Origin of the sequence: Caballeronia sordidicola, from assembly GCF_000729995.1 — a bacterium.
Taxonomy (GTDB): Bacteria; Pseudomonadota; Gammaproteobacteria; order Burkholderiales; family Burkholderiaceae; genus Caballeronia; species Caballeronia sordidicola_A.
The window spans coordinates 374,382-393,143 of sequence record NZ_JNFG01000202.1 but is presented as its reverse complement, the minus strand read 5'-3'; the positions used below and the strand labels follow the sequence as shown (position 1 = coordinate 393,143).

Genomic DNA, 18,762 nt, shown 5'->3' with positions numbered 1-18,762 from the left:
CCCACCCCTATAATGACGCCACCTTAAAATATCGGCGCAGCCGCGGCTCGCGTCCCAAGCGGTGGTTTTAAATGCAAAAAGTCATTCTTCCGTTCGTCGCGGGCTTTCTCGCCGCGCTGTTTTTCCGTGAAGCCACCATCGCGTTGTTGCATGCAGCCGGCGTGGTCGATCCAGCTGGCTATTCCACCGTTCCGTTTCTGCCGCTGGGCATTCCCGAGTTCATCGTCAACGCGTTATGGAGCGCGGTGTTCGGCATCCTGATGGCGTGGTTGTTGCGCGTCTCGCCGGAGCGCACGGCGCCGTGGGTGGGCGCGCTGGTATTCGGCGGCATCGTGCTGACGGCCGCGGGCGTGTTCGTGGTGGATCCGCTGCGCGGCATCTGGCCGAGCGGCAACATGCTGCCGCGCCTCGCGCTTGGATTTGCATCGAATGCGATGTGGGGTTGGGGCGCGCTGGTCTTCCTGCGCGCCTTCACCGCCGGCAGCGACGCGGACTAATCAGCGAGTTCAGCCAGCGGATGGTCGGGCTCGGTCCACGGGCTGTCGAACATCCGCAGCACCTCTTCCCGGGTCACCTCTTCCACGCGCGTCACTTTCCACGCAGGCTGATTGTCTTTATCGACGATGCGCGCCCTGATGCCTTCCATCACATCGCCATGATCGAACGTCGTGCGTGTCAGGCCAAGGTCGCGCCGCAACGTCTCGGCCATGCTCGACGATTTCGCGCGGTCGATGAGTTCCAGCGAGACATCGATCGACAACGGCGAACGCTCGCGTAGCTCGGCGGCCGTATGTGCGGCCCATTCGCCTTCCGGCCCGCTCGTGACACTCGTCGCGCTCTCCAGCGATTTCAGACACGCCGCGCCATTACCCGACGCAAAATGTTTGTCGATAAACTGACGATTGCGCTCGAGATCACTCGCCTTGCCCGCATCCGGCCGCCCTTGAGCTTCGACAAACCGCGCGACGTCCGCACCCGTCGCGTAGGTCTTTTCCTTCAGCGCATTCCCCAACCCGGCCAGCGCATCGTCTTCCATATAGGTATCGGCGAGACCGGCGTAGAGGGCATCGGCGGCATCGATCGTCGCGCCTGTCGCGGCCAGATACCGCCCGATCGCGCCCGGCGTACGCGCGAGAAACCAGCTCACGCCCACATCCGGAAACAAGCCGATACGCGTCTCGGGCATCGCCATCTTCGTCGAACCGGTGACCACGCGCACGCCGCCTGTATGCTTCGCGCCTTGCGAAATACCCATGCCTCCGCCCATCACCACGCCGTTCAGCAACGCGATATACGGCTTCGGATACGTAAAAATAGCGTGGTTCAAGCGATATTCATCGGTGAAGAATTCGTCGATGACCGCGCGCTCGCCCGCCTTCGCCGACTGATACAAGAACCGGATATCACCGCCCGCGCAGAACGCGCGCGGATGCGGGCTGTAGACGACCACAGCGTGCACCGTCGCGTCGTCGCGCCAGGCATCGAGCGCACGGTGAATGGCATGCAGCATCGGCGTGGACAGCGCGTTCAACGCCTTCGGACGGTTCAACGCGATAAAACCGATCCCCTGGGCCTGTTCAATACGGATTTCGTCGATGATTTCAGTCATGTGCAATGCAGGTTTGTATTCGTGTGAGTGGAACGGGCAAATACGTCAAACAGCGCTTGCAGCGGGCCGTCGACGAGCAGGTTTCTTCTTGGGGGCGCCGGGCGAATAAAGACCGAGCGTTGCATCAATCAACGTACCGGCCGATGCGGTAAAAACCGGCGCGGCCGTCAAGCCCAGCGACACAATGCCGTGCAACACGGCCCACAAGGTCTCGGCCATAGCCACAGGTTTGCCCAGAAGCGCCAGCGTCCGAGTCAGCATTGAAAGCGCCGTCTCGCCGGCCGATGCCGCGTCTTTGAATGCCGCATCGGTATAAGCCGGATTCTGCATGAAAATCAGCCGGTATATCTCCGGATGCGCCTGCCCGAATCCCACGTACGCATGCGCTATCGCCTTCAAGCGTTCGACGGGATCTGCCACGTCATCAAACGCATGCAACTCCGCAAGCAAACCCGCATGACCCTCAACGCAAAGCGCTTGGGCAATGGCATCGCGGCTCGCGAAATGCAAATAAAGCGACGCTGGCGAATAACCGACGACCTCCGCGAGCTTGCGCATCGACAACGCGTCGAAACCTTCGCGCACGACAATCGCGCGCGCCGCATCGAGAATATGGATGCGCAATAACGGCTGGTTTGAAAGGTGTTGCTTTGAGCTGGCCATCCAGCGCATTTTCCCGATAACGCCAATCAAGTCAATTCAAAACTGAACGGTGTTTAGCGTAGCCGCCCTGTTGATAGTGCCGCATTAATTCGCCGTCCCCGGCGGAAAATGGCCACTCTTCAACAGCACCGGCGTGCCGTTGCTCACGAACAGATGTTCCCGGGCAACCGCTTCAATGGCCGGACGCGCGGCATCGAATGCTCTTATCCAACCCGTGCTGTCATAGCTTTCCACGCCGAAATGATCCTCCAGCGCTTCTACCGAGATCGCGCACGGAACCCGCTCGCCGTTAACCAGCGCGGCGAATACCACGGTGAGATTCGTGTCGCGATACGCGGGTGCGTCGGCTGGAAAAAGAATGTTCATGGTCACCTCCAACGCTTGAGGAAAATAACGATGCTACTCGCGCCACCGGGATACGGTCTACCCGGCTTCGCTCATGCTCAACCGGACAAGTTCCGCGGGGACATCGACGATCAACAGCGACACCGCGTCCCGATCGGCGTAGTCGAATTTCAGATGCCGGCTCATGTCCCTCACTCGCTCGCAGAAATTGCGCTGCACCGCCTCCGGCACGCTGTCGAACAGGCTTAATGCGCCGTCCTCGAACCTGTAATGCACGCCCCACGCGATATTGCCGGGATGACTCGACATCCCGCTGGTGCGCCAACTCACGAACAGACACGGCTTCTGGTCCGTGCCGATCTCGCTGATATCCGCGCCGCTCGGGAACAAATCGAGCAGCGCCTCGGCAACACAACGCATTGCCGGGTGACGGATATTGAGGGTTCGCATCAAGTATTTTGCAACAATCTGTCGATATAGACGCGGGCCGCCTGCTCTACATGCCCGAGCGCTTCGTCCTCGCTCGCGAAGCGCCGCTGGTCGCCGAGATCGACGAGTGTTTCGAACCGGTGGACGTTGTCCGGGCCGCCTTGCGCGACGCTGACGGAGCCAACGTAGATCGGCGGCTTCGGCGCCCCGTCGGCCTGGTCAGGTGACGGGGTAAGACGCGCCGCCGCACTGATGTAATACCCGCGATACGGGCCGCTGACACGTTCTGCCATACCATTTTCCTCGTATGTTTTCGTGGACGTCCCTGAAATCCGGTACGTCCTATGTAAGGTTGGCAGACCGGCAAATAGTTCTCGCCGGTTGCAACCCGTTGCATTTTTTTCCGGCGGCGATGCGTCGATTGCGTTAGAAGATTGGGTTGCTGACGTCCATGCTGCAAGCGGCGCGCCAGCCACGCAAGCCTAAGCGGCGCGTCTTTTTACCGCGCCTACCCGCGTGTGGGAAAATACGGTACGAAACCGGTTTGGATAACCAGTTCGGGAAGGTTCTCGCGCGTGGTTCGCGTTGCGCCCGGCGTTATCCGGCGGTTGCCACCAGAGGAACACAATGAAGCAATTTGCACGGCGCTTGCCGATCGACTCACTTTTGCGTCTCGCACGCCCTGTGCGTCTTGTACGTGTTTTACAGGCCACCGGCCTGGCCATGGCGGCCGCGGGCGCTTTAAGCCTCGCCGGATGTGCATCGTCGACCGATGCCTCGCTGATCCACCTCCCCGACGGCCAGAGCGGCTACGCCATCAACTGCAGTGGCGCCGATGCCAGCACGACGTGGGCAAGCTGCTACGTCGCGGCCGGCGATAAATGCGGGGCGGGCGGCTATACGATCGTATCGAAGGATAACGAGGAAGGCGGCCCGACGGGCGGCAGTATCACGAACGTGGTATCGGCGAATGTAAAAAATCGTTCGATGGTCGTGCGCTGTAACTGACGTTCTGCCGCCCTTGGCGCCGCGTGAAGAACGCTGAATGAAGACGCTGCAAAAAACTAATGCGGGCTGACCTTTGAGAACACGTTCAGCACGACAACGCCCGCCACGATCAGGCCCATGCCGAGCACGGCGGGCAGATCGGGGATCTGCTTGAACAGGAGCGCCGCGACCAGCGTGATCAGCACGATGCCGGTACCTGACCACACTGCATACACAATGCCCACCGGCAGGGATTTCAGCGTCAGCGAAAGCAAATAGAACGAGATGCCGTAGCCGATCACCACGATCACCGACGGCACGAGACGCGAGAATCCGTCCGATGCCCGCAAGGCCGATGTCGCCACGACCTCGGCAACGATAGCAATTGCGAGCAGCACATAAGCGGATGAGCGCATTGCTTATGCCTTGTCCGATGCAAACGCGAGCGCGCTTGCGTCGTGGCCCAAGATCGCGCACAGCGCTTCGACCACGAATTCGTGGTCCCTGCGTTGCGGCAGACCCGACACCGTCACCACGCCGATCACACCCGCTCCCTTGACCGTCAGCGGAAATGCGCCGCCGTGCGAGGCGAATTCAGCGGCGGGGAGACTGTATTTATCGGCGAGTGTGGCGCCTGCTTGCTGCAGCCCCAGGCCGATGGCGTAAGAACTCACGCGAAAGTGCTCGACCGTGCGCGCCTTGCGCTGCACCCAGCGCACGTTGTCGGGCGTCGTGCCATCGAGTGCGGCGAAGAACAGCGGCTGGCCGAAAGTGCGCACTTCTATGGCGACCACCGCACCGCGCGCCACGGCCATCTCACGGAGTTGGGAACCAATTTGCCACGCACGGTCCGAATCGAATTGCGGAAAGACGAGGGTCTTTTCCTGCTGCGCGATAGTTTGAAGGTCCTGGGCAATGTTCATAAGCGATGATTTCCTGACGAGTGACAAGAGAAGAGCGGCGTGATCATAAGGTAGTCCGCATATGACGCGATCGCACAAATTGTGACATGACCGGAGAAGCGGGATCTGCGTACTTGCGTCATTTAACTGCTCTTTGACGACTCGCCTGTTTTTCGGGCAACCGATTTACTAATAAGCCATCGCCTTAATAATTCTTAATTTTGACTCAACTCATCCGATAAATCCAATTGATTCGGGTAACTAATATGTTGTTTATATTGCACTACCCGATCAATTAGGAGCTTTCTCATTAGGGCATTTCACCTTGCTCAGTAGAGTTCGAGCCTTGTCCACGCAGCCATCGACGGGTCCCTTCGGATTCGATACGGCGCGGACTCGACACGCGGATCACACCTACCCCGCCGCGTGTTCGCGTCATGGATCCAAGTCAACTCTACGCAGGAATGCAAAATGAACAAAGTTTATAAATCAGTCTGGAATGAATCCATCGGCGCGTGGGTCGCGGTGTCGGAAACTGCCGCTGCGCGCGGTAAGCGCAACGGGCGGCTGGCGAAAGCGGTGGCGGCATCCGTCGTGACACTTGGCGCGGCGAGCGGCGCTATCGCTGGCGATGCCGACAAATATCTCTCGGCCAACGATGCATACAGTGGCCCAGACGGCGCCACAGCGATCGGAGTTGGAAGCATTGCAATCGGCGGGAACGCCGTAGCAGATAGCACCGGCGGAGTGGACGCGGCAATGGCAATCGGATCCGATTCGAAGGCGGGCACGAAAGCGACGGCATTGGGCCCGGGCGCCACCGCATCGGCGACAAATAGCGTAGCGCTCGGCACGCTATCCATTGCAGATCGATCAGGAACTGTTTCAGTCGGCAGCGCCACGAACAAACGTCAAATTGTCAACGTCGCTGCAGGTACGCAAGCCAACGATGCCGTCAACGTGACCCAGCTTCAGAACGTCACTACCCTGCTGGGTGGCGGAGCAAAGGTCAATGCCGACGGCACGGTCCAGGCACCTGCATACACCGTTGCCGGCGTGTCGTCGGGCACCGTAGGGGACGCGATTACCAAGATCGATTCCGAGCTCACCAATAGGGTGGCCTACGATGCGGCCGACAAGTCCCACGTCACGCTTGGCGGCGTGGGCACGACCAAACTGGTCACTATCTCGAATGTAGCCACAGGCGCACTGACTTCAACTAGCACCGACGCAGTCAATGGTTCGCAATTGAATTCGACAAACACGCGCGTTGGCTCGCTCGAAACGTTCGCCACTAATATCAACAATGGCGGCGGCATCAAGTTCTTCCATTCGAACTCGCAACTCGCCGATTCATCGGCGACGGGCGCCGACGCGGTTGCCATCGGCGGCGCAGCAGTTGCCTCAGCGGACAATTCGGTTGCAATCGGTTCTAATTCGAGCGCAATCCGCGCGAACACCGTCTCGGTCGGCTCGGCTGGCAAGGAACGCCAGATCACCAACGTGGCAGCGGGCACGGCGCTCACCGACGCAGTCAACGTGACGCAACTTACCGCGCTCTCCGATTTGACCGTCAAATACGACACCAATCCTAACGGCTCCGTAAACTATCAAAACGTGACGCTCGGCGGCTCAGGTGCATCCAAGCCCACCAAGCTCACGAACCTCAGCGTGGCGGATCTGAGTTCGTCGAGTACGGACGCAGTCAACGGCTCGCAGTTGTTCGCAACCAACCAGGACGTCTCCACGCTCAAGACTTTCGCCAACAACATCAATAATGGCGGCGGCATCAAGTACTTCCACTCGAATTCGGCGCAAGCTGATTCGTCGGCGACAGGAGCGGACGCGGTCGCGATCGGCGGCTCGGCGCAGGCATCGGCGAATAATTCAGTCGCGCTGGGTGCAAATTCGGTCGCCAACCGGAAGGATTCCGTGTCAGTGGGCGCGGCGGGTAACGAGCGCCAGATCGTCAATGTATTGGCAGGAACCGCTGCAACCGACGCCGTCAATCTCGCGCAACTCACCACCCTTGCCGATGTCGCGGTCAAGTACGATACCAATACCAACGGCTCGGTAAATTACCAAAACGTGACACTCGGTGGTACTGGCGCGGCCCAGCCGACCAAACTCACGAACCTGAAAATTGGCGACCTGAACGCGACCAGCACCGATGCCATCAACGGCTCACAGTTGTATTCGACCAACCAGCGCGTCGGCTCGCTCGAAACGTTCGAAGGCAATATCAACAACGGTGGCGGCATCAAGTACTTCCACACGAACTCGACGCTTGCTGATTCGTCGGCAACCGGTGCGGACTCGGTTGCCATCGGCGGCGCATCGGTCGCATCGGCGAAGAACTCGGTTGCGCTCGGTTCGAACTCGATCGCAGACCGTGACAACTCGGTATCGGTGGGCGCGGCAGGCAAGGAACGCCAGGTCACCAATGTGGCAGCGGGCACGGCATCTACCGACGCGGTCAATGTCGGCCAACTGACAGTCGTGTCGAACAACCTCAATACGCTCGACAGCTTCGCGGTCAAGTACGACGCCAACACGGACGGCACCCCGAACTACGAGAAGATCACGCTGGGCGGTGCAGCCGCAACGAAACCCACGTTGCTGACCAATCTGCTGGACGGCAACTTGAAGGACGGTAGCACCGACGCCGTAACTGGCTCGCAGTTGTATGCAACGAATCAGAACGTCGCCAAGCTTCAGGACTTTACGAACAACATCAACAACGGTGGTGGCATCAAGTACTTCCACACCAATTCCACGCTCGTCGATTCATCGGCGACCGGCGCGGATTCGGTGGCAATCGGCGGCGCAGCTTTGTCGTCGGGCAAGAACTCAGTCGCACTGGGTTCGAACTCGGTGGCGGATCGGGACAACACCGTATCGGTCGGCGCGGTTGGCAGCGAACGTCAGGTCACCAACGTAGCAGCCGGCACGGCCGCAACCGATGCAGCCAACGTCGGTCAACTCAACGCGGTATCGAGCAGCGTCACGTCGCTTAGCGCAAGCGCCATCAAGTACGACACCAACGCCGACGGCACGCCGGACTATGCCAATGCAACACTCGGCAACGGCAATGCGGCAGGCACCGCGCTGCATAACGTAGCGGCGGGCACGAGCGCGATGGATGCGGTCAACTTGGGCCAGATGAACGACATGATGGGTCAGGTCACCAACCTCGCGAACGGCGCGTATAACCCGCTCTTCACGGCAGATGGCGATCGCAACTCGGAAGTCGCCACATCAAGCGGGACGCATTCCGTCGCATCGGGTGCAAACGCAGTGGCATCTGGCGTCAACGCGGTAGCGTCCGGCGCGACTTCAGTGGCTAGCGGCGCCAATGCGGTTGCGATTGGTGCAAACACATCAGCTACGGCGAACAACTCGGTCGCACTGGGCGCAGGCTCGGTGGCGGATCGTGCCAACGCGGTATCGGTTGGCACGACAACTGCAGGCGGTCAGCGTCAGATCACGAACGTCGCAGCGGGCACGGACGGCACGGACGCCGTCAACGTGAACCAGATGCAACAGTCGGTGAACACGGGCGTGAAGTCGGCGAAGGGTTATACGGACGCGCTTCGCTCCGACATGAACAGCGGCCTCTCGCTGGCCAACAACCACATCAACAGCGTCGGTGCGATGAGCAGCGCGATGGCGATGATGGCGGGCAGCGCGGCAGCCATCGCGGACAAGGACAACCGCTTTGCGGCAGGCACGGGTGTGTATCGTGACAAGGCAGCAATCGCGATCGGCTTCCAGAAGCGCTTCGGCACCAACATGGTCCTGACGATCGGCGGTTCGACCACAGGTGAAGAAACCACGGGCGGTGCAGGTTTCGCGTTTGGCTTCTAAGCAACTTCCAAGCTACGTTTCAGCAGTCTGGAAGCGTAGTTAAAACACTCGGCCGCAAATCCCTCTATGAGATTTGCGGCCGAGTTTTTATATGGACTCGTCCTCTGTGAGGCAATGTCGTGCGCTTCGGCCAACAGCGTCTCAAAGCGCTTGAGCACGAACAGCGTAGACCTCCCTCATCAGCCCATGCTCTGCTCGATCAAGTCATCAAAGCAATGAAACATGACAAAGATGTTGCACTGCAATCACCGTTCCCCTATAATCTTTTTCGCGGGGTGGAGCAGTCTGGCAGCTCGTCGGGCTCATAACCCGAAGGTCGTAGGTTCAAATCCTACCCCCGCAACCAAGGATTCAAAGTCAAAAGCCCGGTTCTCCGGGCTTTTTTCATTGGTGACGCTCAAGTGGTTTTGAGCGTGCGTTCGCAGCAACTACGGCGCTGTGTCCGGTGCCGCAATAGGTCGCAGCGGTTGCACCGCACCCGCACGGATTCCCTCTTGCACGCATGGCATAATCGACGGCTCAACCGCTCTGCAAGTCAACGTCAGCCTCATGCGCCGTCGCCTCGTCCGCAAGTTCGGCAGCCTCATCGGATTGCTTGCGATCCTGATGACCGCACTCGCTCCGGCGGTGTCCCAAGCGCTTGCCTCAGACTTGCAGTCCGATATTTTCCTGAGCACGTTCTGCTCGGCAGCATCACAGGCGCCGCAGACTCGCAGTGACAAACCCATCTCTTCGCGGCACTCCGCGGCCGGTCATTGGGACGCATGCGGTTACTGCAATCTCGCGGCGCATTCGCCTGCGCTCCCACCTTGCGCAAGCGCATATCAAGCGCGTGTGTTGCCGGAATCACTATCCGATAACACCCCTGCCCAGCCCTTCCCGCCCTATGCGCCGGTCTTCGCTGCACAGCCTCGCGCGCCGCCAGTCTTCGTCTGATTCCTCGCCGCACGGTCGCCGGCTGCATGGCTGGGACTCATCATTTGCGTTACCCGGATCAAACAAGATCAAGCAAGACCAAACAGGATCAGCATGAACACGTCCCTCACAAACATGGTCAGGCATGGCGGCCTTGGCGCCCTGCTTCTCGCCACGGCTCAACTCGCCTTCGCGCATGCGCATCCCACGCAGCAAACGCCTGCACCCGATGCAACCGTCGAAGCTCCGCATGAAGTGGCCATCGATTTCACGGAAGGTCTGGAACCGAAATTCAGCACGCTGACCGTAATCGACGCAGCGGGCAAGCAGGTCAACAGCGCGAAATCGGCTGTCGATGCGAGCAACAAGAAACATATGAGCGTCGCGCTCGGCGATCTCAAGGCGGGCACCTATCAAGTGGAATGGACGGCCGTGGCCGACGACGGCCATCGTACGCAAGGCCATTACCTGTTCAACGTAAAGTGAGCTGACAATGAAAACCAACACACTGATTCACGCCGGTTTGCTGTCCTTATGCGCCCTCGCGGCGTCCGGTGCGCAAGCTGCGACGCTCGATGTGCACGATTGCTGGATCCGTTCGATGCCGGCAAACCTGCCGTCGTCGGGCTACTTCGTGGTGTCGAACAGCGGCGACAAACCCGTCACGCTTACCGGCGCCGAAACGCCCGCGTTCGGCATGGCGATGCTGCATAAATCGACGAGTAACGGCAGCACATCGACCATGTCGATGGTCGAATCCGCCGAGGTCCCCGCGCACGGCACGCTCGCGTTCGCGCCCAGCGGTTACCACCTGATGCTCGAGGACGCGCCCAAGCCGTTAAAGGTTGGATCAACGATCCCGTTGAAGCTGACATTCGCGGATCAGTCGAGCATCGAGACGACATGTGCGGTGAAGCCAGCGTCTACGCTAGGCAAGTAATCAGGTAACCTCGCAGCAGCAAAAAAGCGCGCCGCAATCAGATTGCGGCGCGCTTTTTTTGGGCTGTTGCCTTCCCGCAAACGATCAATACGGCATGTCTTCGAAAGGATCCATTGCCGCTTCACGCTGCACTTGCTTTAGCCACAGCTTGATCTGCTTGATGTCCTCAAACGCGAGCAGATCCCGCTCCAGCGTGCGCACGCTGTTCCGGAGAGCGGCCATGTCACTCACGAGATCGCGCACGATCATGCCCGGAGAGACCATAGCGAACGGCTCGATTCCATAGCTATGTTTGAAATTACCTTCGACGTGCGCGATCTCCTGATCCAGTTCGTCAATCTGATCCTTCAAAATCTTGTTGTAGTGCTTTAACCGGTCTTCACTGATGTTGTTGATCGCGTGCTGATCGATGTGTTCAAGTTCCAATTGCAGTTCCAGCAACTGCAGCAGATTGTTGTTGCTGTAGGCTTTGTTCACGCGTTGCATCAGCGCCGTTTTCCGCTCGCGCTCCTGCGTATTGGACTCACGATCGGGATGCAGGGCACTAGCCAGTTTGCGATATACCTCTCGAATAGACAGGCTGATCTGCGCCTGCTCAGCTTCTTCGCGCGCCTCCGAGGCAATCTGCTTGGCCGTCTTTTTCCGCTTCGCGCGACGTTCTTCCTGAGCCTGACTTTCAGCGAAATCCTGCGCCTCGCGCTGCTCCATCTCCTGGTGCACACGACGCAATAAGTCTTCAGGCGAACTCACGTCCAGGTCGTCGCCCAGCTCGACACCGAGCATGCTTTCCATCGCCAGTTTCATGTCGTCCAGTTCGGCGGCGGCCTCAAGGTCGTAGTCGGACTGGCTGTGCTTGTTGTATAGCGCCTTTAATTGCGCATCGTCGCGTTGCGCAGCAAGGTTACCCGCCAGTTCGGCGATCAGGTCCGACACCACGCTGCGTTCTCTCTTCGTCAGTCCCTTCTGGTCGCACGCCTGATCGAGTCGATACACCATCCTGACCTGCAAGTCACCGAGGGTCTGCTCGAGAGGCGTGAATTCATCGACATATTTCTGATGAAAAGCGGGCACGGCAGCTTCCCACGCACTCAGCCGGGCACGTCGTTTTTCAATCTGTTTGATCAGCGTATTGAACGCCTTCTGTCCCTTGGACAGTTTAGGTTTGTCGTGATCCGCGGCGATGCCAACGGACTTGATACTCGTCTTCGTCATGGCGTGCATATCCTCCGATGGGTAGAAAAAGCGCCTTTCGTATTTTAACCAAAGCCCGTTCGGTCACCCACTCCCATCAATGCCCCTTGAAGAGATCCATGATCTCCTGGCGCTCGGCCGGTTTCACGGTGGGCGGCGGCACGCTCGGAGGCGTCATTCCGCCAGGACCGACACCGCCAACCGCATCGGTTGCACCTTCAGCCGGATTCGCTGAATCCACGCCGATGCTCGCCACAAAACCATTGCCCGGGGTTTTATCGGCGAAGAACAACTCGCCGTCGACGGTCGTCAAACCATCGGGCATCGCCATTTGCTGCTGCGGGACATTGGCAAGCGCCCGTTGCATGAACTCCACCCAGATCGGCAACGCAAGTTGTGCACCGAACTCACGGCCGCCGAGCGACTTCGGCTGGTCGTAGCCCATCCACGCGACAGCCACGAGTTGATGCTGATAACCCGCGAACCAGCCGTCCTTCGCGTCGTTGGTCGTACCCGTCTTGCCCTGCAGGTCGTTGCGCTTGAGCACGTTGGTGCCGGCGCCCGTGCCACCCGTCGCGACCGAATGCAGCAGGCTGTTCATGACGTACGCGTTGCGCGGTTCGAGCGTTTGCGGCGCGTTGCTGCCGGCAATCAGCGGATTGGCGCGCGAGATCACCGTACCGTGTGCATCGGCGACTTCGCCAATCAGGTACGGATTGATTCGCGAACCACCGTTGGCGAACACCGAATATCCACCGGCCAATTGCAGTGGCGTGACAAGACCGGCGCCCAGCGCAAGCGGCAGGTACGGCGGCGTCTTGTCGACATCGAAACCGAACTTCTGCGTGACGTAATCCTGTGCGTACTTCGTGCCGATGTACGAAAGGATACGAATCGACACAAGGTTCTTCGACTTCTGCAAGGCCGTGCGCATGGACATGGGGCCATCAGGCTGGTCGTCGTCCTTCGGCTCCCATGCATCGCCACCCGGCGTAGTTGGCGGAAAATACAGCGGCGCGTCGTTGATGATGGTTGCCGGTCCAAGACCCTTTTCCAGCGACGCCGAATAGATGAACGGCTTGAAGCTCGACCCCGGCTGGCGCCACGCCTGCGTGACGTGGTTGAACTTGTTCTTGTTGTAGTCGAAGCCACCGATCAACGCCCGGATCGCGCCGTCCTGCGGCACGAGCGAGACCAGTGCACCCTCGACTTGCGGCAACTGCGTGATGCTCCAGTTGCCCTTCGCGTCCTGCACCACGCGCACGATAGAACCCGGCTTTAGCCGCACCGCTGCCGATGCATTGCTGCGCAAGCCAGCGGCCGCGAAACGCAAGCCGTCGCCAGTGATGGTCGCCGGGTCAGCGTTGACGAACGTCACGACTACCTGCTTCGCATTCACCGATGTCACCACGCCCGCGATCAGATCGCCGTTGTCGGGGTGATCGGCGAGCGCGTCGTCGATCGCTTCGTCGCGGTCGTCCTGGTTCGTCGTCGGCAGATTCACGAAGCCCTCCGGCCCACGATACCCATGGCGCCGTTCGTAATCCATCACGCCCTTGCGCACGGCGTTATACGCCGCTTCCTGATCGGCGGAGTCGATGGTCGTGGTCACTGAAAAACCACGCGTGTACGTGTCGTCGCGGTATTGCGCGTACATCATCTGCCGCACCATTTCCGCTACATATTCCGCGTGCACGCTGTATTCAGTACCCGACACACGCGCGTGTATTTCTTCAGCGCTGGCCTGGTCGAACTGCGCTTGCGTGATGAAATTCAGGTCGAGCATGCGCTTCAGGATGTATTGCTGACGAATCTTCGCGCGCTTCGGATTGACGACCGGGTTATAAGCCGACGGCGCCTTGGGCAAGCCCGCGAGCATTGCGCATTCGGCGAGCGTCAGATCCTTGAGGTCCTTGCCGAAATACACCCGCGCCGCCGATGCAAACCCATACGACCGCTCGCCCAGATAAATCTGGTTCATATACAGCTCGAGAATCTGGTCCTTGGTCAGCGCACGCTCGATCTTGTAGGCGAGCAGCATTTCGTAGATCTTGCGCGTGTAGGTCTTTTCACTCGAGAGGAAGAAGTTGCGCGCGACCTGCATGGTGATCGTGCTTGCGCCTTGCGACGCGCCGCCGTGCATGAGGTCGCTCAGCCCTGCCCGCGCAATGCCGATGAAATCGACGCCGCCGTGCTCGTAGAAGCGGTAATCCTCGATCGCGAGGACGGCCTTCTTCATCTGGTCGGGAATCTCGTCGAAACGCACGATCCGCCGCCGCTCCTCGCCAAATTCGCCGATCAGCACGTGATCCGCGGTGTAGATCCGCAACGGCACTTTAGGCTGATAGTCCGTGATTGCATCGAGCGAGGGCAGATTCGGCCCCATCACGACCAGCGCATAACCAATGATCAGCGCGCCGACGATTGCCGCGACGGCGAAGAGCCCCACGAACCACAGTACGATGCGCAGCGCGATCGAGGGTCCGGCTGAAGACTGAGTGGTGGGTTGACGGTAACGATTGGGACCATCTTGATCCCGGTCATCGCGTGGAGCGTTCGAGGAATTTGGTCGTTTGATGATTGGCATGACTTGGATTGAACGGCGCGCCCCTAAGGCGCCCGATGCGCAACGCCATGAAGCCGCGTAACGATAAATGTTGGGGTGAACGAAAGCCGTGGCGGGCTTCGCCGTATAGCCGATGCGTAGCGCTGCCGCCTGCTCGATACATGGAAGCGCTCAAACCAGGCACGTCCATGAAAATTGTTCCAGACCGCTGCGTCGCGTGCCGTTGCCCCCGGACCGGCTGCGCGTTTCCGCGAATGGGCCGTTATCGCATTGTAAGAGAAACTGCAACACTGGCGGCCCCGCGCAGAATAACAGCGCATTTTAAAGAATTCGAGCGCCGAGCACCGGCAGCGACACGATTTTTTTGTAAGTAAATCCCGTGTAATGGGCCGTCGCGGCAAATATGCCGATCGAAGCTGCCCGTTCTGTCGCTATCGCGGAGACGGGCTTAGCACCACCATCTCAATATTGCAAGCGCTTGATGGGGTAGCGTCAGAAACGCGGCTTGCGGAGTGTGCCTTAGCGCACGAGAAGTTGGCAAACCGATATGATGGAAGCGTTGGTTGCGTGGTTTGCCGTACCGCCGAGTACGCCCAAATTGCATCAAATGGCGTTGCCCGTGCCGGATATTGGCCGTTCGGACTTGCCCAGCCCTGCTTGCGAGGCGCTATGACTACCAAACCCAGCGAACGCATCGTCGTTTTCGTCACTCCTGCGCAGAAACTTGCGATCACGAGCACTGCCGACGGCCTTGGCGTCAGCGTCAGCGAACTCATGCGGCGCGCCGTATTGAGCTTCAACGCGACCAGTGAACAGGTGAAAGCGGCAAGTCTTGTAGACCGGTTGCGTGCGCCGAAAACACCCGACCCGCTGAATGTTGCCCTGCGGCAAGTCGCCGAACGAGCAGCCGCACGCGAGGCGCGGGACGCGGCACAGGTCGCCAGGGTGGCCAGCAAACGCACATTGGCAGCCGAAGGGCCAAAGCCATTGACTACGCTTGAACCAGACACGGACGACGTCCTGCCGCAAACCTGCGATTCTGGAGAGGACTTCGGTACGCCGGATAAATCTGACGAAGACGCATCGTTTTCCGGGCACTCCTGAAAGCGTTCCGGCAAGGTCGCCTGGCAAAGGCTGCCGGGCTCAGTCGAGCGGGACCACACGCGTGGTAATAGCGACCGCAACGGCCGAGGCGATCGCGCTTGCTATTGCGCCCCACGCAATGTCTATGAATACGAGCTCCGTGCTCCAGCCTTTCAGCGTGGCGAGGTTGGTGAGATCGTACGTGGCATACGCGACGATCCCGAACATCGCTCCGTTCAGCAGTCCGCGCAAGGCACTCTGCCCCGCAACGCCCGGCACGACACAGAAATACACCAGCCCCACTATGTAGATCACATAGAAAACGGCCGCCGCACCCAGGTTGGGTTTTGGCAATAACAATTCACCGATCTCCCGCTGATACAAATTTCGTGAAATCACGCCAAGCCAGATGGCGTCGAGGACCAGGAAAACGACGGCTGTAACGGCAAACGCAACGATAAGCATCTTCGACATGGTTGATCCGTTCTCAATTCATTCAAAAACTTGAATTTCCGCAGCGGTACTCGCTAATTCATACGCATGGTGTACCGTTAAGATAAAACGGTTAAGCCCGGTTTAAGCCGTTGCATGGTTTAATACCCCGGTCAAAATCAGGACTCGGCGCGCACGAAAGCTTGAAGAACAAGGTCCATGCATTGCCGACCCAAGCTGTCCTTGATGCGCAGAATCCCGCTTCGCAACAAAGTGTATGGGCGAGCTTGCAATCCGTGCGCCCGACCCGATTTACCTGACGCGCGACGCCGTGGGCGCCGCGCTTAATCAAACGTTGGCGAATATTCACAGAATGTTCATTAACGTTGCTGCCTGGCAGCCGACTTCATTTCCAGGGGGAAACTCATGTCGCTTTTGGATTCCATCTCGCGCACCGTCAAGGGCCTGTTGAACGACGCCGCCGATACCGTGCAGGACCCGTCGCGTGACGCTCGCCAGATCGTGCGCGAACTCGACGACAGCATTGCCAAGGCCGAGAACTCGCTGATCGAAATTGAAGCGCAGGTCGCCACGCAACAAAGCAAGCGCGACGTAGCTGCTGAAAAGGCAAAGAAGTACGAAGACGGCGCCAAGCGCGCGCTGCAAGGCGGCGACGAAGCGCTTGCGCGGGAAGCGCTGGGTGCGCAAGCAAACGCCGAAACGGAACGCGATGCGCTGGCCGCTGAACTGGTGACGCTGGTGCCGTCGGTGGATCATTTGAAGCAGCAGATCAACGACATGCGCCAGCGCCGCAACGAGCTCAACTCGCGTTCGAACATTCTTCAAGCCAAGCAGCAGATTGCAACGGCCAAAGATGTTGCGGCGACGGCGCTGGGCGGTATTGGCGGTAAGAACCTGTCGGAAGACTTTCAAAAGCTGGAAGACAAGGTCCAGCTATCGAATGCCCGCTCGGACGCACGGCTGAATTCGGCCGATCAGAAGAGTGGCAAGGCGCTCGAAGACAAACTCGCGGCGCTCACGCGTGGCCCGTCTGTCGAGGACCGACTGGAAGCACTCAAGAAGCAGATCAATACGCCGACGCAGTAAAGTGCCGGCTCTCAGGCCGGCGCGGAAGTTTTGCGCCGGCCGGTGAAAAAAGCGGGACCAAGGCTTGCGCCCTTCGAGGCGAACGCCTGACAGCGTGAATCAGTAATGAGGACAACCTCGAGCCTGCGCGCGGTCGAAGGCGCAGCGAGCGGCGCAGTAGCGCGGTTCGCTGCGGGCAGCATTGGGGAATTGCATCGAAATGTCGCATGAATGGAGACGGGTGCGAACGCCCCGGTCCGCAGATGAAAAAATATGTGATGGCTGTAGTTGCATCGCTGATGCTGGTTTCGGCAACGGCCTTCGCCGCCGTGCCGAGCGCCAGCCAGATCGAGCAGTCGATGACGCAAGGAAACTGGAGCCAGGCCGACGCCCAGTTGAACGAAGTTCTGCAGGCGCATCCGAACAACGCCAAGGCGCATTATTTGTACGCGCAGGTGCTGGATCGCGAAGGCCGTTCCTCTGACGCGCTTGCTCAGGTTCAGCAAGCACGCACACTCGACCCCACCATTAAATTTACCGATCCGGCGCGCTTCAACGCCATGGAAGCACGTATCCGCTCGGATGCGAACCGGGTGAATTCATCGACTAATACGTCTAACTCTTCTAACTCGACGTCTGCCTCGGTCGCGCGCAATCCGTTCAATCAAGGCGCCGTGGCTGCTCCCGAAAAACACGGGCCTTCTATGGGAATGTGGGTATTGCTTGCAGTACTGTTCGTCGGGATTGCGCTGGTGTTGCGCTGGGGTCTGAAACGTGCGCGTTCTAACGACGACGGCCAGGCCGACGCCGATCGCCGCACGCAACTCAAGCGCGCCACCGAACTGCTTAACGATGTCCGGTCGCTGAAGCTCGACGTGCGTTTATCGACACAACCGGGTCACGAAGCGATGCTTCAGGAAGTCGAAGGCATCGAAACGCAACTGCGCCAGATGGTCGAAGCGCTGTCCAATTCGAAAAATCCCGTGCCGTCTTATGCAATCGAGGATTTGTCGAACCAGATCGACAGCGTTCGGGCCCGCTCAGAAGGCCGGCCCGATCCGCGCGCCGCAGCAGCGCCGGCAAGCGCTGACGGCCAGTCGGTTTATGCGCAGGAAGCTGAGCGCTTTGGGCGCAACCCGCAAGGTCAGCCCCAACCGCCCTACTCGCCTTATCCGCAACAGCAGCCGCCGGTCATCGTGCAGCAAGGCGGTGGTTTTGGTGGCGGCATGGGTGGATTGCTGACGGGCGTGTTGCTCGGCGAGGCGCTGTCCGGCGGCAACCGCGAGCGCGTGATCGAACGCGAAGTACCGGTCGATGACGACGAATTGCGCCGCCGTCGCGGTAACGGCGACAACGGCGGTGGCCTCGACTTCGGCAACGGCTCGAACGACTGGAGCGACAACGGCGGCGGTGGCGTCGACCTGGGCAGCAACGATTCCGGCAACTGGGACAACTCCTAAACTAGCTGCCGCTGCACTGGATGTTAAAAAAGCTCTGGACGAATCCAAAACGATTCATCCGGAGCTTTTTTTGGGAGGAGCAAATTAGTCGCAAAGCGGGCCTTCATCCGCCCCCGAGAAAGCGCAGCAACGCCCACAGGAATTTGAAGAATCCCACTACGAATTCCCAGATGCGCTCCAGTTGATCCCAGTTGGCGACACGCATGAGCGCCTCGAAGATCATATCGACTGGGGGCACTGCACGATACGCTGCGATGCGGATGAAAACGGCGGGCGGCAAGGTAAGC

General features: G+C 59.5%; 19 protein-coding genes, 1 tRNA gene and 1 pseudogene. 10 read left to right on the top strand and 11 right to left on the bottom strand.

The genetic code is table 11. From position 1 onward, the window contains the following. Positions 1-71: 71 nt before the first annotated feature. Positions 72-497, top strand: coding sequence for a hypothetical protein (locus FH08_RS0142150; RefSeq protein ID WP_031364126.1), 426 nt, complete (start codon positions 72-74; stop codon positions 495-497). Here the strand turns inward: FH08_RS0142150 and FH08_RS0142145 are convergent. The 5 genes from FH08_RS0142145 to FH08_RS0142125 form a co-directional block, all read right to left on the bottom strand. After that, entirely contained in the window at positions 494-1,609 is a 1,116-nt protein-coding gene (locus FH08_RS0142145; RefSeq protein WP_031364125.1) for an enoyl-CoA hydratase/isomerase family protein, read from the bottom strand. The genes FH08_RS0142150 and FH08_RS0142145 overlap by 4 nt on opposite strands. Before the next feature lie 45 nt (positions 1,610-1,654). Next, the gene (locus FH08_RS0142140; protein ID WP_063771272.1) at positions 1,655-2,272 is read right to left on the bottom strand and encodes a TetR/AcrR family transcriptional regulator; all 618 of its coding nucleotides are present in this window, start codon (positions 2,270-2,272) and stop codon (positions 1,655-1,657) included. Positions 2,273-2,356: 84 nt separating this feature from the next. Further along, positions 2,357-2,638 (bottom strand): DUF1488 domain-containing protein, encoded by a 282-nt coding sequence (locus FH08_RS0142135; protein WP_031364123.1) that lies wholly within the window; start codon positions 2,636-2,638, stop codon positions 2,357-2,359. A 57-nt stretch (positions 2,639-2,695) separates the two neighbouring features. Next, positions 2,696-3,067: a hypothetical protein gene (locus FH08_RS0142130; RefSeq protein WP_235210671.1), complete on the bottom strand. Its 372-nt coding sequence runs from the start codon at positions 3,065-3,067 to the stop codon at positions 2,696-2,698. After that, positions 3,067-3,339 (bottom strand): hypothetical protein, encoded by a 273-nt coding sequence (locus tag FH08_RS0142125; RefSeq protein WP_031364121.1) that lies wholly within the window; start codon positions 3,337-3,339, stop codon positions 3,067-3,069. Before FH08_RS0142125 ends, FH08_RS0142130 begins: the two co-directional genes overlap by 1 nt. 430 nt (positions 3,340-3,769) lie before the next feature. Here FH08_RS0142125 and FH08_RS0142120 point away from each other — a divergent pair, with 430 nt between their 5' ends. Then, positions 3,770-4,054 carry a hypothetical protein gene (locus FH08_RS0142120; RefSeq protein WP_235210675.1) on the top strand — a complete coding sequence of 95 codons (285 nt, stop codon included), beginning with the start codon at positions 3,770-3,772 and terminating at the stop codon, positions 4,052-4,054. 56 nt (positions 4,055-4,110) lie between these two features. On the opposite strand, the gene FH08_RS0142115 is transcribed toward FH08_RS0142120, so the two are convergent. Further along, positions 4,111-4,449 carry a DMT family transporter gene (locus FH08_RS0142115; RefSeq protein ID WP_031364119.1) on the bottom strand — a complete coding sequence of 113 codons (339 nt, stop codon included), beginning with the start codon at positions 4,447-4,449 and terminating at the stop codon, positions 4,111-4,113. A 3-nt stretch (positions 4,450-4,452) separates the two neighbouring features. Further along, on the bottom strand, positions 4,453-4,956 hold the full coding sequence (locus FH08_RS0142110) for a heme-degrading domain-containing protein (RefSeq protein ID WP_031364118.1): 504 nt from the start codon (positions 4,954-4,956) through the stop codon (positions 4,453-4,455). Between the two features lie 450 nt (positions 4,957-5,406). Between FH08_RS0142110 and FH08_RS0142105 the strand changes: the two genes are divergently transcribed. From FH08_RS0142105 to FH08_RS0142085, 5 genes are all read left to right on the top strand, one after another. Next, the gene (locus FH08_RS0142105; RefSeq protein ID WP_031364117.1) at positions 5,407-8,802 is read left to right on the top strand and encodes an ESPR-type extended signal peptide-containing protein; all 3,396 of its coding nucleotides are present in this window, start codon (positions 5,407-5,409) and stop codon (positions 8,800-8,802) included. Between the two features lie 269 nt (positions 8,803-9,071). After that, a tRNA-Met gene (locus tag FH08_RS0142100) sits at positions 9,072-9,148 on the top strand. A gap of 203 nt (positions 9,149-9,351) precedes the next feature. Beyond that, positions 9,352-9,738, top strand: a complete 387-nt coding sequence (locus tag FH08_RS0142095) for a DUF2946 domain-containing protein (protein WP_031364116.1) — start codon at positions 9,352-9,354, stop codon at positions 9,736-9,738. 93 nt (positions 9,739-9,831) lie between these two features. Next, positions 9,832-10,203 (top strand): copper homeostasis periplasmic binding protein CopC, encoded by a 372-nt coding sequence (copC, locus tag FH08_RS0142090; RefSeq protein WP_031364115.1) that lies wholly within the window; start codon positions 9,832-9,834, stop codon positions 10,201-10,203. A gap of 7 nt (positions 10,204-10,210) precedes the next feature. Continuing rightward, positions 10,211-10,657: a copper chaperone PCu(A)C gene (locus tag FH08_RS0142085; RefSeq protein WP_031364114.1), complete on the top strand. Its 447-nt coding sequence runs from the start codon at positions 10,211-10,213 to the stop codon at positions 10,655-10,657. A gap of 84 nt (positions 10,658-10,741) precedes the next feature. On the opposite strand, the gene FH08_RS0142080 is transcribed toward FH08_RS0142085, so the two are convergent. Beyond that, complete coding sequence (locus FH08_RS0142080; RefSeq protein WP_031364113.1) at positions 10,742-11,869, bottom strand: J domain-containing protein; 1,128 nt, start codon at positions 11,867-11,869, stop codon at positions 10,742-10,744. A gap of 76 nt (positions 11,870-11,945) precedes the next feature. Continuing rightward, complete coding sequence (locus FH08_RS0142075; RefSeq protein WP_031364112.1) at positions 11,946-14,435, bottom strand: penicillin-binding protein 1A; 2,490 nt, start codon at positions 14,433-14,435, stop codon at positions 11,946-11,948. 648 nt (positions 14,436-15,083) lie between these two features. On the opposite strand from FH08_RS0142075, the pseudogene FH08_RS52300 reads away from it, so the two are divergent. Further along, positions 15,084-15,348: pseudogene (locus FH08_RS52300) on the top strand (hypothetical protein); the annotation flags it as partial. Positions 15,349-15,557: 209 nt separating this feature from the next. Here the strand turns inward: FH08_RS52300 and FH08_RS0142060 are convergent. After that, positions 15,558-15,971 (bottom strand): DUF2177 family protein, encoded by a 414-nt coding sequence (locus FH08_RS0142060; protein WP_063771271.1) that lies wholly within the window; start codon positions 15,969-15,971, stop codon positions 15,558-15,560. 384 nt (positions 15,972-16,355) lie between these two features. Here FH08_RS0142060 and FH08_RS0142055 point away from each other — a divergent pair, with 384 nt between their 5' ends. Next, positions 16,356-17,036 carry a PspA/IM30 family protein gene (locus tag FH08_RS0142055; RefSeq protein WP_031364109.1) on the top strand — a complete coding sequence of 227 codons (681 nt, stop codon included), beginning with the start codon at positions 16,356-16,358 and terminating at the stop codon, positions 17,034-17,036. A 242-nt stretch (positions 17,037-17,278) separates the two neighbouring features. After that, positions 17,279-18,475 (top strand): tetratricopeptide repeat protein, encoded by a 1,197-nt coding sequence (locus tag FH08_RS0142045; protein ID WP_031364108.1) that lies wholly within the window; start codon positions 17,279-17,281, stop codon positions 18,473-18,475. Between the two features lie 103 nt (positions 18,476-18,578). On the opposite strand, the gene FH08_RS54095 is transcribed toward FH08_RS0142045, so the two are convergent. Continuing rightward, on the bottom strand, positions 18,579-18,713 hold the full coding sequence (locus tag FH08_RS54095) for a hypothetical protein (RefSeq protein WP_268810845.1): 135 nt from the start codon (positions 18,711-18,713) through the stop codon (positions 18,579-18,581). Positions 18,714-18,762: the final 49 nt, after the last annotated feature.